Below are 14,726 nucleotides of genomic sequence, written 5' to 3' on the forward strand. Positions count from 1 at the left end.
ACACAAATATAATTTATTTATGCAATTAACTGTATTCCGCAAGCGTTTTTTTTATTGTCTCAAAAGCAGACAATTTTAAATCTTTAGGAGTGGTAGTCGGCTCGAGGATGTCATTAAAATATACTTTTACTTTTCCTGGATGCCCTTTTGAGTTGTCGAAAGGAAAAATTTCTTTTAAACCTACAAAAGTGAAAACAGCAATCGGAGAGTTGTGTTTTGATGAGAGTGTGAACGCACCGTCTTTAAATTCATCTAAAACCACTGAAGTGTCATCGGGAACACCACCTTCCGGAAAAAGAACAATGCTGTTGCCTTCTTCCATCTTTTCGGCGCATCTTCTGTAAACGTCGGCACGGCTTCTGGCGCTGCTGCGGTCTACCATGACGCAGATTCTTCTGTAGATTGTTCCGAAAATCGGAATTTTTTCCAGTTCTTTTTTTCCGACATAGCAAAGCGGATGATCTGGAAATAAAATACACGGAAGCATGATATCCATAATTGAAGTATGGTTTGATATCACAACATACTGCTGGTTTTTATCAATTTTTTTGTCTGTCAGATTGATGAGTTCGTAGCGAAGACCCATTCCGTAGAAAATTCCGTAGCACCAAAATCGGATAAATTTATAAGCATATTTATAATGTTTCTGATTATAAGAAAAAATGTAAACAGGAATTCCGAAAATTATCGTTAAAACAAACGCAAGAATAATCAGCCAGCCACGCCAGAGATAATTGAGAATCTTTTTAAGTTTATCCATTAAATATTACTTTTTTCTTAACGGAATAATTCAGAATCGAAACCAGAAGAATCGCAGATATTTTACTTAATATTTCCGGACTTAAAGTATAAACAATCAAATCGATATTATCTTTGAATACAAAACTATAGAATATCTGAAAGAAAATAAGACTGAATAATGTGGAAATCACGGAAACCGCCATAAAGTAGACAAACTCTCTTTTTTTAGAATGTTTCCCTCGCTCAAATACAAACCAGATGCTCAGAAAGTAATTGGTAATAATCCCGCATGAGGTTGAAAAAATATTACTTAAGGGAAAATGTATTCCATGGAAATTTGTCTCTTCTGCAAAAAGCTGAGGTAAGTAAGAACTGAAAATCTTAAAACTTCCTATTTCTACAATTGCACTCAGGCCACCTGCAATAATAAAAAAAAGTACCTGTTTCTGCCTTATTAGGATATCTTTCATCAAATTGATCAATTGCTGCAAAGTTATAACTATATGTTAAACAGTAAAAAAAGTTGTTAATTTTTTTTCTCCATTGAAAATTATTTCTAAATTTAATTTTCAGAACTGAAGAATCGATACCTGGTATTTATTTAATTTTCAATCTTTTGGGATTGGAGTTTTATCTATCTTGTAGTGCTTGTTTACAGCATAATTCACTCAACTAAATTCACATCAAACAATAAAATATTTGTATGGAACGTCAAAACAAATACAGAAAATTTCAGCTTCAGCAAAAGAAAATTGAAGATTTAGAAAGACAAAGCTCACGCTTCAAAAGAGTGTATTCTGAGTATGAAAATATGTCAGATGATCTTTGGGATTTAGAAAATTCAGAAGGTCAGGCAGTACCAGATGATTTCCTTGATGCGATGATCCTTCAGACTTCTTATCTCGAAGACGAAATTGAAGATTGGCTACATCAATATAATACTTCGCAAAATGAGGCACATCCTTAATTTTTGTGAATAATGTCATCGTTCTTTACCCTACTTTTTCAAGATAAATTCATACTTTAGCATCTTTAAATGAAATTGTAAAATATGGTTGCTATTGTTGATAGTGGTTCTACTAAATCTGACTGGGTAATCTTAGATGAATTCAAAAATGTTTTCTTAAAGTCCGAAACCATTGGTTTCAATCCCAATTTTATCAGCAAAGAACTCATTGTACCAGAGATTGAGAAAAATCACAGTTTGACATCACTTAAAAATTCAATTACCAAGATTTTTTTCTACGGTTCTGGTTGTGGTGTGAGAAAAAACTGCGAAACCATTGAGCAGGAAATTGGTAAAGTTTTTACCCATGCACAGATTATTGTAAAAGAAGACCTTTATGCTGCTGCTTATGCTGCTTATAATGGTAAACCAACCATTGTCTGTATCTTGGGGACAGGATCAAACTCATGTTATTTTGACGGAGAAAATTTAAAGATAAAACTTCCTTCCTTAGGTTATCTCATGGGCGACGAAGGGAGCGGAAGTGCCATCGGAAAACAATTGGTGCGAAGATTCTTCATGCAGAAACTTCCTCCGGATTTACATTCAGAATTCAAAGAAATTTATGGGTTGACAATTGATGAAGCATTGCAAAACATGTATCACAAAACAAGACCCAACGCCTATCTGGCAGATTTCAACAAATTTGTTGTCGAAAGAAAAGATCATCCTTATTTTCAGGCTATGGTTTTGGAAGAAATGAAAAATTTCTTCGATTACCAGGTTCTTCCTTATGAAGAATCACATAATGCCGAAATCAATTTCATAGGCTCTATTGCTTATTACTACGAAAATATTTTACGTTCTGCTGCGTCAGAACTCAATTTGAATGTGGGGCACATTGTACAGAAACCAATCGAAAGTCTGGTTGATTACCACATTAAATATATACTCTAAAAAAGAAAATTCTATGTCAAGTAAAACCCAACGCGACGAAAAAAATTTCAATCAAGCCGCGCTAGATTATCATAAAGCTGAACCCAAAGGAAAAATTGAAGTTATCCCTTCAAAACCTCACTCATCGCAGAGAGATTTGTCTTTGGCATATTCTCCGGGTGTTGCCGTGCCGTGTATGGAGATTCACGATAAGCCGGAAACAGTGTATGACTACACAGGAAAAGGAAATTTGGTTGCTGTAATTTCAAATGGAACAGCAGTTCTTGGTTTGGGAGATATTGGTGCTGAAGCTTCAAAACCTGTGATGGAAGGGAAAGGTCTTTTATTTAAAATTTTCGCAGACATCAATGTTTTTGATATTGAAATTGACGAAAAAGACCCGGATAAATTTATTCAGATTGTAAAAGGTATTGCTCCAACTTTCGGAGGAATCAACCTAGAAGACATCAAAGCTCCTGAGGCTTTTTATATCGAACAGAAACTAAAAGAAGAATTAGATATTCCTTTGATGCATGACGATCAGCACGGAACAGCGATTATTTCTGCTGCAGCATTGATTAATTCACTTCAGATTGCCAACAAAAATATAGATGAGGTAAAAATGGTGGTCAATGGAGCTGGAGCTGCTGCTGTTGCATGTACGAATCTTTATATTTCTCTTGGTTTAAAAAGAGAAAATGTCTTGATGTGCGACAGTAAAGGCGTTATCAATCACAAAAGAGAAAACCTGACGCCTGAAAAATTAGATTTTATTGCTCAAACTGATATTGAAACTTTAGAAGATGCCTGCAAGGGTTCAGATGTGTTCATCGGTTTATCTAAAGGAAATGTAATGACTCCGGAAATGTTGTTGAGCATGAATGAAAACCCGATTGTATTCGCATTATCCAATCCGGATCCTGAAATTGCTTATGATTTGGCTCTTTCTACTAGAAAAGACGTGATTATGGCAACGGGAAGAAGTGATTATCCTAACCAGGTAAACAACGTTCTTGGTTTTCCGTATATTTTCCGTGGAGCTTTGGATGTGCAGGCAAAAGGAATTAATGAAGAAATGAAGCTGGCTGCCGTTCATGCGATTGCTGATTTGGCAAAAGAACCAGTTCCGGAAGCGGTGATTTTAGCTTACAATGTTCAGAATTTACAGTTTGGAAGAGAATATTTTATTCCGAAACCTTTTGATAACAGATTAATTACAAAAGTGTCAAGCGCCGTTGCAAAGGCAGCAATTGACAGCGGAATTGCCAGAAAAACGATAACAGATTTCGACGAATACGAAACTCAGCTTCTCGACAGAATGGGAAGAGATGAGAAGTTGGTGAGAATGATGCAAAACCGTGCAAAAGCAAATCCTAAGAGAATTACTTTAGGAAATGCTGAGGAATACAATGTTCTGAAAGCTGCACAGATTTTATACGAAGAAGGAATTGCTCATCCTATTCTTTTGGGAGACAAAAAATATGTGAAAGAACAGATGGAAAAATTCGGAATCAATATTGATGTTCCGATTATCGATCCTAGTGATGACGACCAGAAAGAAAACAGAAAAAAATACAGAGAAACACTTTGGAAACTTCGTCAGAGAAAAGGGATGAACGAGTACAAAGCGAAAAGATATGTTCGCCAAAGAGATTATTTTGGTCCTTTGATGCTCAAGCATGGAGATACTGATGGATTGATTATTGGCTTTTCTAAAAACTATGTTTCTACACTCAGACCGGTTTTAGAAGTAATTGAAAAAGAAAAAGGAGTTGATAAAGTTGCGGCAATGATGATGATCTTATCTGAAAAGAAACCTATTTTCTTCGCAGATACGTCAATCAATCAAAATCCTACGGCTGAAGATTTGGTAAATATTGCTAAAATGGCAGAGCACACCGTAAAACACTTTGCTATCGAACCTAGAATTGCGATGTTAGGTTTCGAAAACTTTGCGGCAATTTCTGATACTTCCAAAAAAGTAGCAAAAGCAGTAAGTATTCTCCATGAGAAATTCCCGAAAATGATTGTTGATGGAGAGATTCAGCCGGATTTTGCTATGAATTCTGATCATTTAAGTGATTATCCGTTCTCAAAATTAGGAACTACACCTGCAAATACATTTGTATTCCCAAATCTTGAATCTGCAAACCTTTCTTATAAAATTATAAGAGGAATGAAGGTTGCTCAGGTAATCGGACCAATTTTGATGGGACTGAAACAACCGGTTCATGTTCTGCAGATGCGTTCAAGCGTAGACGAAATTGTGAATCTTGCGACGGTTGCAGTTTTAGATGCACAAAGAAGAGAAAGCAAAAAATAAAGGTCATTTAAAAGTCCCAAAGGAACGATTTAATAAAGGATAGGATGAAATCCTATCAGTAAGCGTAATAAAAAAGGCGAACAGAATTTATAGAATTCTGCTCGCCTTTTTGTTTTCTAAGGTTTTTAATTTTTCAAATTTATTTTGGAGTTTTTCGTTTTTAACCTAAATTATTGCCGTTGTGATGACAAAAAAAGTTAAATGTCATTCGTGTGTTAAATGAATTTATTACTTAGTTTAATTTACTATATTTGGGAGTTATAAAAATTGATAATGATATTTTCTTTACAGGGAGCCGTTCAGGAACTTAGTCCCACCTATGCCGTACTCAATGTGCAGGGCGTGGGGTATTATGTCGGCATAAGCTTGATGACTTCCCAAAAACTGGTTCACAACAAAGAATCTTTTCTATTTATTCAGCAGATTATCCGCGAAGATGCCCATTTGCTTTTTGGGTTTCATACCCGTTTAGAGAAGGAAATGTTTAATCTCCTCATCAGCGTGAATGGTGTAGGAGCCGTTTCAGCACTCATTCTTTTATCTACTTTAAATCTTGAAGAAATTGCAACAGCAATCTTGTCTGCCAACAGTGCTTTGATACAAAAAGCCAAAGGTATCGGGGCAAAAACCGCTGAAAGAATCATCGTAGACCTTAAAGATAAAGTTCAGAAATTCAAAGTTGAAGGCGAAGAGATTTCAGCTGTGGTGAATAATAAAACCAAGGAAGATGCGTTATCAGCATTAGAAGTTTTGGGAATTCCAAAAAGGATGAGCGAGAAAATCGCAGACCGCATGATCAAGCAGAATGCAGAGATCACAACGGAAGAACTAGTAAAGCAAATTTTAAAAAACATTTAACGTTTGGTGAAAAAGATTAATTTTCTCAATATATTTTCAGTCTTACTTTTCCTCTTGGTTTCGGGTAGCGTTTTTGCGCAACAAGAACCCACAGGTTTTACCATAAAAAAAGACTGGCAGGTAGAAGATCCTACCTATTACGAAGCCTATTACGACATTAAAACCGGAATGTATTTCGTCTATCCTAAGGTAGGCAATACCATTACCGGGCCATACGTAGCAATGTCGCCTCAGGATTACAAAGAATTCATGGATGCCCAGCAGGCAAAGGAGTATTACAAAGACAAATCAAACCGATACAGTCTGATGTTCCGTAAAGATAAAGCAGAGGCAGAAAGATTAGGTTTGATTCCTTCTTTAACAATCAATAACAGGCTTTTCGAAACGCTTTTTGGAAGCAATAAAATTGAAATTATACCTTCCGGATATGCGTCTTTTGATTTCGCAGGTTTGTATCAAAAAATTGATAATCCATTAATTTTGCCTCAAAACAGAACAAGTTTTACTTTCGATATCGATCAGAGAATTCAATTGGGTTTAATTGGGAAAGTGGGTGAAAATCTTCAGTTAAAAGCCAATTATGATACCCAAAGTGGTTTTGCCTTCGAAAACAGAATGAACCTCGTTTGGCAGGCAAAAGGAACCTGGAAAGATCTTCAAACCAAAGGATTAAATGACGTCAACAAACCAAATGCCGGAGGTGAAGACAAGATTATCAAAAGGATAGAGTTTGGTAATGTCAATATGCCGCTTTCTACCAGTTTAATCAGAGGTTCAGAGTCTCTTTTCGGGATAAAATCTGAATTTCAGCTCGGCAAAACTTTTGGAACGGTGGTGATGTCTCAGCAGCAGGGTGAAGCAAGAAACATCGTTGTACAGGGTGGCGGTGTGATGAATACGTTTAAAATAAACGCCATTGATTACGAAGAAAATCAGCATTACTATATTGGGCAGTATTTTCTTAATAATTATGATAATGCTTTATTAAATTATCCTCAAATCAACTCAAGAATTAACATTGCAAGAATGGAAGTCTGGGTTTTAGATCAGGGAAATTCTAATCTTGCGTATCAGAAAAGTATAGTCGGAATCAGAGATTTGGGAGAAGGCGCGTCTGGAACTCCAGATAATTCTCAAAATGGTCTCTATCAGGCAATTACTGGTGCTATGGGTGCACCCAGAGATCCTGCAAATAACTACAGTGATATACTAATAGGTCAGACTTTTCCGGGAAGTACTACACCTTATGCCAATGATGAGGAATTTATTTTTAATAAAAAAGCAAGAAGACTTAATAGTAACGAGTATAGCTTTCATCCACAGTTAGGTTATATTTCATTAAATCAGAAACTCAATGAGCAACAGTTATTGGCTGTATCATATTCCTATACATTAAACGGCAGCAGCCAGGTATATAAAGTCGGCGAATTTTCAGAAGAAAGTCCTGTTTTAGTCACGAAATTACTTAAACCGAATAATTCTGTAAGAACAACATCTCCAATGTGGAATTTGATGATGAAAAACATCTACGCTTTGGATGCAGGTCAGGTGGATCAGGACGGTTTTATCCTAAATGTTTTGTACCGTGATCCAAAAACTGGAGGTAAGGTAAATTATCTGCCGGGGACAACTGTTGCAGATATCAATTTATTAAAATTATTAAACTGGGACAGACTCAACCTGAATGGCGATTTACAGTCAAGCAATGGTGTTTTAGGGGATGGTATTTTCGATTTCGTAAGCGGAATTACAGTAAGACCTGAATTCGGGAAACTGATTTTTACCAAAGCACAGCCATTCGGTAGTCACATGCAGTCGGTTTTGGGAACTAACGATCCTCAGTATGTATTTTCAGATTTGTATTCTCAGCAAAAGCAGGTGGCTAGCGCAAACAGTCTTGCCCAGCGATATACATTAGAAGGTAGATACAAAGGCGCACAGGGGCAGGGGATTTCTCTTGGAGCTGTAAACGTACCTCAGGGTTCAGTAAAAGTTTCAGCCAACGGAGTTCAGTTGACTGAAGGTGTAGATTATACCGTAGATTATATGTTGGGATCTGTAACGATCATCAATGAAAATGTAAAACAGTCTGGTCAGGCCATCAATATTTCCCTTGAAAATCAGTTGACATTTAACACACAACGTAAAAGATTTTTAGGTTTGAATTTAGAACGAAGAGTCAGCGAAAACTTTATTTTTGGAGGAACGGTTGTTAATTATTCTGAATCTCCTTTAACTCAAAAGGTCAATTACGGTCAGGAAGCGGTAAACAATACCATGGCAGGAATCAATATGTTGTACAACAACCAATTGCCATTTCTGACGAGATTAACAGATAAAATTCCTGGAATCAACACAGAAGCACCATCTAATCTGAACTTCAGAATGGAGGGAGCTTATCTTATCCCAGGAATCAATAAAGGAACAAACGATCAGTCGTACATTGACGATTTTGAACAGACGACTTCAAAGATTTCTTTAAAAGAACCCACGGCATGGAGCTTAGCTTCGAAGCCTGAAAAGAATCAGGGTAACCCTCTGTTCAACGGTGCCGGTGCAAATAATGACATTACGAATGGTTACGGAAGAGGTTTGCTTTCCTGGTACAACATCGACCCGAGATTTTGGGGTGTGGGAGGAAGACCTCCTGAAGGAATTACAGCGCAGTCTGTTTCCAATCACGCTTCAAGAAGGGTTCAGTTTTCTGAAATTTTCAACAACAGAGACTTTGTAGCGGGTGAGCAGACATTTACCAATACATTTGACGTTTCTTATTATCCAAACGAAAAAGGACCATACAACGTAAATCCAGCAACTGAAACCACGCAGCAAAGATGGGCAGGGATTATGCGACCAATCAGTGTTTCCAACTTTATCAATTCGAATATTGAATATGTGGAATTCTGGATGATGGATCCTTATGCCGATAACAGACCTTTGAGTCAGCCGGGTGGTGCTCCGAAGCTTTTATTACATTTAGGAAACGTATCCGAAGATATTCTGAAAGATGGCTTGATGCAGTACGAAAACGGTCTTCCGGTACCTTCAGCTCCTTCTACGACAACCAATTCAAACTGGGGTATTCAGCCAAAACAACCTCCGATTTTATATGCTTTCTCTACAGAAGGTACAGACAGAACTGCACAGGATTTAGGTTATGATGGTTTGAGTTCAGATCAGGAAGCTGCAAGATTCGGGAATACATTTGTGAATCCCGTTACCAACTTAGCTGACCCCGCAGTTGATGATTTCGTATTTTATCTTTCTACAAGATTTACTGGAAATTTAGCATCTTCATTGGTTCAGCGTTATAAATATTTCAGAGGTCCGGAAGGAAATTCTGAGAGCAATTCTCTTGAAGTAGCTTCTCAGACACCGGATGCGGAAGATATCAACAGAGATTACAATTTGGATCAAAGTGAAAAATATAACGAATATGTTGTAAATCTTGATCAGGCAAGTTTAACTTTAGGACAAAACAATATTGTTGACGTAAAAACAGTTCAGGCTACTTTCCAGAACGGTCAGACCGATGATGTGAAATGGTTCCTTTTCAGAATTCCTGTTAATAAGTATAATGATGCTCTTGCAGGTGGAGATAAAGATCCATCTATCTTAAATAACGTACGTTTCGCAAGAATGATGTTAACTGGTTTTGATAATGTTTCTACGTTAAGATTCGGAACCATGGATTTGGTAAGATCTGACTGGAGAAAATATCCTAATCAAATTGCAAGCCCAACAGTTGACTCACCTACAGAAGGTACAACAGGGTCTGCAACACTAAACGATAATTTCGAAGTTGGAAGTGTAAACATTGAAGAAAATGCATTGAACCAACCACCTTATGTTTTGCCTCCGGGAATCGACAGACAGGTACTGAGCGGAAACGCAGGTGCACAAAGACAGAATGAATCTTCTCTTTATTTGAAAGTAAGAAATATGGGTGCCGAATCCAGAGGTGTTTTCAAAAATACTACGCTGGATATGAGAAGATACAAAAAACTGAGACTTTTTGTACATGCGCAAAACCTTGACACTCCAGCAAGTTCAGATTTAGATCCTAATGTGAAATTCTTTATTCGTTTTGGTAGTGATGGTGCGGATAATTATTATGAATATGAATCTTCGGTAAAATATACCCAAAGAACAGCGACTACACCGATGGAAATCTGGCCAATTGAGAATGAGGTGAATTTTGATATTCAGGACTTTGTAGATGCTAAAATCAGAAGAGACCGAAATTTCCCGGGTAACATTGTCGACAGAAGAGAAGATACCCAGTTTGGGGATGATAATAAAAAAATCTATATTAAAGGACGTCCTAGTTTAGGAAATATTACCACGATTATGATTGGTATTAGAAGCAATCTGAGAGGTGATATTGGAAATAACGGAAGAGTTCTTTGGGTCAACGAAATCCGTCTTTCTGAAATTGAAAACGATGGCGGTTATGCAGGAAATGCGAGTTTAAATTTCAACCTTGGAGATTTTGCAACGGTAAATACCAATGCATCTTACTCATCTGTAGGTTTTGGGAATATAGATTCTAAACCTGCCGAAAGAAGCCAGGCAAGTCAGTCAGCATTCAGCATTAATACGGCTATCAACGCAGATAAATTCTTACCTGAAAAAACAGGTATTAAAATTCCTGTCAACTATTCTTACTCACAAACCATCGAAGATCCGAAGTATAATCCTTTGGATACCGATGTAGAATTCAGCAAGGCTGCCAATAAAGAAGAACTTAAAAAAGTAGCGCGTACTTACACTCAGCAGAGAAGTTTAGGTGTAGTCAATATGCATAAGGAAAGAGTAAATCCTGACAAAAAACCAAAATTCTATGATATAGAAAATATCTCGGTAACCGCCGTTTACAACGACGATCATTACAGGGATATTTATACCAAGAAAAACTACAGACAATATCTGAGAGGTTATGTAGATTATAATTATCAGTTTAAACCTTGGGTGATTAAGCCTTTCAATAAACTGATCAGTGATACTGCAAAATCGTATAAATATTTGAAGTGGGTAAAAGAATTTAATTTTAATCCTATTCCTACAAGATTATCTTTCAGAACCGAAATCGACAGAAATTACAACGAGCTTGAGTTCAGAAATATTGAATCGATTTTAAGTGGAAATCCTGGAAATGATTTCGCAGCAATTAAAAACAGAAACTTCTACTTTGGCTGGCAGTATGGTTTAGGATTTAATTTTACAAAATCATTAAAACTGGAAATCAATTCAGCAACAAGAACATTAAATGATCAGGTAGATGTCAACACGATGGATAATTCTTCCATCTTCGGAAATGTATTCCGTGCGGGTAGACCGGTTTTGTACAATCACAGAGTTCAGCTGAATTACAAATTGCCTTTCCAATATCTTCCGTATCTCGAATTTATAGATGCTGAGGTTGGCTACGGTTTCACTTATAATTGGAATGCAAGATCAACTGCTTTACTTTCAAGTGCAGAAGGAAGTTTAGGTTCCATTGGTCAAAATACCAATGTAATTCAGGCAAATGCTACGGCAGATCTTCCACGTTTCTTCGGTCAGTTCAGTTATTTTAAAAGAATTACCGAGACTTTAGGAAAAAGAAAAAAAGAGACAGATTCTTTGAATACTGCTTACACACAGGCTTGGGAGAAAAAAAGATATGCTTACAAAAAATATAAGTACAAAAATAAACTCACAGCATTACAGGGAGCAGCATTTTTCCTTACCTCGTTCAAACAGTTGGATGTAACCTATTCGGAAAATAACGGAACTGTACTTCCGGGGCTTATTTCTGCTCCAAACTGGTACGGAGTGGGACAGACTTTGGGCGGTCCAACGGTAGGTTTCCTTCTAGGTTCGCAGGCAGATATCCGAAGAACAGTGATTGAAAACGGATGGGTGAGTACATCAGATTTAATGATTGATCCTTACGTCCGGATGTCAACCCGGGATTTGCGGGCTAATCTCCAGATGATGCCGGTTAATGATTTAAGAATAGATTTCAATGTCATCCAGACCTACAACAGAAACTTCTCGCAAACAGGTTTCAACTACAGAGATGGCTTCGGCAATGCTAATCCAAATCTTACCTTTGCGACAGATTTAATCAGTTATTCCAACTCGGTAAGTCTGGTGAAGACTTCATTTAAAGATAATACTGCAGTTTATGCAGCAATAAGACAAAATGCTCAGGCAATTTCGCAACAATTGGGCGGAACTCCTGGAGCGAACGGTTACGCTGCAGGATACAGTATTGCCAATGCGTATGTTTTGATTCCTGCATTCCGTGCAGCAGTAGAAGGTAAGGCACCAAAACAGGTTGGTAACGCAAGAAAATCCGGACTTCCGTTCCCGAACTGGAGAATCACATGGTCTGGATTGAAAAATATTCCGGTAATCAGCGGTCAGTTCACCAAGTTTGATATTCTTCACAGCTACAATGCAACTTACACTGCAACGGGTGTACAATCGAGCATTGATTATTTTAATAATCCGGGAAGTTTCGATGTCAACGGAGACCGTATCAATCCGTTTACATTCTCGCAGGTGGGTTATGTAGAATCTTTCGCACCGCTTGTAGGAATTGATGTTACGATGCGAAACAATATGCAGTTTGGAATTCAGTACAACAGAAACAGAATGTTGTTGCTTGGTTTGGTAAATCAAACCATTACCGAAGATTCCAATACTGAATATGTTGTTCGTCTTGGTTACATCGTCCGAAACTTCAGATTAGGGAATGCCGGAGGTGGAGGCAGAAACAATAAAGGAGCAGATTTAAATATAAGAGGAGATATCTCATTACGTGACAGCCGTACAAGTATTATGAATATCTTGTTGGATGATTCTCAGGTAACGGGCGGACAACGTTTAATGAACATTAAATTATCCGCAGATTACAATGTTTCACAAAATCTGAATCTTAGAGTCTTCTACGAACAGATGACTTCAAAATATAAAATCTCTACAGCCTTCCCGCTGTCTACCGTAAGAGCAGGAATATCGGCAACCTTCACATTCGGAGATGCCGGAGGATTCTAAAAATAATTTAAACCACACAAATTCCCTTTCAGAGAAAAACTGAAAGGGATTTTTTTTTGAAATCTTATACATTTATTCACTTTGTATTTCGTCGCTAAGTGTACGGTTTTGTTATTCTGAAACCAATTAAAACGTAAAATCATTGTCTGGCTTTGCGTTAAATAAAATCTCAATAGAAATCTTTATCTTCCTTAACCTTAAACTTAACCTTAACCTTAACCTTAACCTCAAACCCAAAACGCAAATCCCGTAAACCGCATCCCGAACCTCCAATCCCGCAATCAAACAAATATTAAATTTTCTTTTGACCATTTACCAATTTTAAATTAAATTTGTCGGTATAAAAAATTAAAAATGAATACACCTGCAGAACTAAAGTACACCAAAGACCACGAATGGATCAGGATTGAAGGAAACGTCGCTACAATCGGAATTACAGATTTCGCACAGGGCGAATTGGGCGACATCGTTTACGTAGACGTAGACACAGTAGACGAAGATCTTGAAGGAGAAGCCGTTTTCGGAAGTGTAGAAGCAGTAAAAACAGTATCAGACCTTTTCCTTCCAATCGCTGGGAAAGTAATCGAGTTCAATGCTGAATTAGAAGACCAGCCGGAATTATTAAACACCGACCCATACGGAAACGGATGGATTATCAAATTGGAAATTGCTGAAGGCGCAGATCAGTCAGAATTGCTCACTGCAGAAGAATATCAGGCTGTAATTGGATAATTTCAGAAAAATATTTAATAAGATTTTGCCCATTTATTGGGCATTTCTTACTTTTATGCTCCTCAAGCCGGGGCAGGAAAACCATGAATATTGGTTTATGTTCAGTGGCATCGACAAAGTTTTGCACTTAAGTATCTTTGCAGCATTGGGATTTCTATTCATTGCATCTTTCCCAAAAATAAAATTCATCTACTACATTCAAATTATACTCATTTACGCCTTCATCACAGAAATTCTCCAGGAAGAAATGCACCTCGGCCGCTCCATGGAGACTCTCGATATCGTTGCAGACACCATCGGCTGTCTTATAGGATATTGCATTTACAAGTTTCTAGCAAAAAAGTTCTGATCCAAACTTTGTATTTCAAATCCTTCCAATATTACATTCATACTTTCTGAGTCTCTAAATTTCTCCAACTCTCCAATCCTCCCACAATTTTTTCTTAGGAGCTATTTCCCGCTGTCCGCTGTATCTTTAGTGAGTCGGTTTCCACTTCGTTCCACCCGTCTCACAAAAGGATGTCGCTGCCATCGGGGCTGGTAACGATGGTGTTTTCAAAGAACTTTAGTTGTCTGGTGGAGTAGAAGAACCAGAGAAAAGAGCCAGGTAAAAAGTAAAAAGAGCCAAGTGCTGTTACACATCAAACTGAAATTTCCAAATAAATAACGAATTACTCCCAGGATTGCCTTTGTTTATGAGGCGAACCACGCAGTGGTTCAACAACAGTAGCCGTGGGTGTAACCCATGGAGAAGAATCAAACCATCTGCTGTTGAATTGTATCTCTGTTTTTTATTTCTCAAAACCTGTAATTGTTCAACAACAATAGCCGTGATTGCAAGCCATGTACACATGTGAATCACGCTCTGCATCCCTTATTCCGTAGGAATAGCATCTGTGTAGTAAAATACAACATTGTACAATCAGCTGTCCGTAGGACTGCTATCTCCACCCCAACCCCAAATAACCTGGATTACTTTTCAAAATACCATTCTCCGGGATACAGCCGTAAAACCAGCCAATACCTCTACGCTCCAACCCTCCGACTCATCATCCCTCCAATGCTCCAACCCCGCATCCCTAAAACTTCCATCTTCCATCTCCCCAAAACTTTTCCCACACTTAACCAGCGTGTTGAGTTATC

Annotated in this window: 9 protein-coding genes; 7 read left to right on the plus strand and 2 right to left on the minus strand. The window is 37.6% G+C overall.

The annotated features are described in order from the left end of the window. Positions 1-25 precede the first annotated feature (25 nt). Positions 26-760 (minus strand): lysophospholipid acyltransferase family protein, encoded by a 735-nt coding sequence (locus AC2A1G_RS17670; protein ID WP_484048211.1) that lies wholly within the window; start codon positions 758-760, stop codon positions 26-28. Then, entirely contained in the window at positions 753-1,211 is a 459-nt protein-coding gene (locus AC2A1G_RS17675; RefSeq protein ID WP_484048212.1) for a GtrA family protein, read from the minus strand. Before AC2A1G_RS17675 ends, AC2A1G_RS17670 begins: the two co-directional genes overlap by 8 nt. 233 nt (positions 1,212-1,444) lie before the next feature. On the opposite strand from AC2A1G_RS17675, the gene AC2A1G_RS17680 reads away from it, so the two are divergent. From AC2A1G_RS17680 to AC2A1G_RS17710, 7 genes are all read left to right on the plus strand, one after another. After that, positions 1,445-1,708, plus strand: a complete 264-nt coding sequence (locus AC2A1G_RS17680; protein ID WP_484048213.1) for a hypothetical protein — start codon at positions 1,445-1,447, stop codon at positions 1,706-1,708. Between the two features lie 84 nt (positions 1,709-1,792). Beyond that, positions 1,793-2,644 carry an ATPase gene (locus AC2A1G_RS17685; protein WP_484048214.1) on the plus strand — a complete coding sequence of 284 codons (852 nt, stop codon included), beginning with the start codon at positions 1,793-1,795 and terminating at the stop codon, positions 2,642-2,644. Positions 2,645-2,657: 13 nt separating this feature from the next. Then, positions 2,658-4,946: an NADP-dependent malic enzyme gene (locus AC2A1G_RS17690; RefSeq protein ID WP_484048215.1), complete on the plus strand. Its 2,289-nt coding sequence runs from the start codon at positions 2,658-2,660 to the stop codon at positions 4,944-4,946. Between the two features lie 273 nt (positions 4,947-5,219). Next, positions 5,220-5,804: a Holliday junction branch migration protein RuvA gene (gene ruvA, locus AC2A1G_RS17695; protein WP_484048216.1), complete on the plus strand. Its 585-nt coding sequence runs from the start codon at positions 5,220-5,222 to the stop codon at positions 5,802-5,804. 6 nt (positions 5,805-5,810) lie between these two features. Next, positions 5,811-12,851, plus strand: a complete 7,041-nt coding sequence (gene sov, locus AC2A1G_RS17700; RefSeq protein WP_484048217.1) for a T9SS outer membrane translocon Sov/SprA — start codon at positions 5,811-5,813, stop codon at positions 12,849-12,851. 354 nt (positions 12,852-13,205) lie between these two features. Next, positions 13,206-13,583, plus strand: a complete 378-nt coding sequence (gene gcvH, locus AC2A1G_RS17705) for a glycine cleavage system protein GcvH (RefSeq protein WP_191737251.1) — start codon at positions 13,206-13,208, stop codon at positions 13,581-13,583. A 25-nt stretch (positions 13,584-13,608) separates the two neighbouring features. Continuing rightward, positions 13,609-13,932, plus strand: coding sequence for a VanZ family protein (locus tag AC2A1G_RS17710; RefSeq protein ID WP_484048218.1), 324 nt, complete (start codon positions 13,609-13,611; stop codon positions 13,930-13,932). Positions 13,933-14,726 lie beyond the last annotated feature (794 nt).

It is taken from the genome of Chryseobacterium sp. HNCC26DJ240, assembly GCF_057180485.1.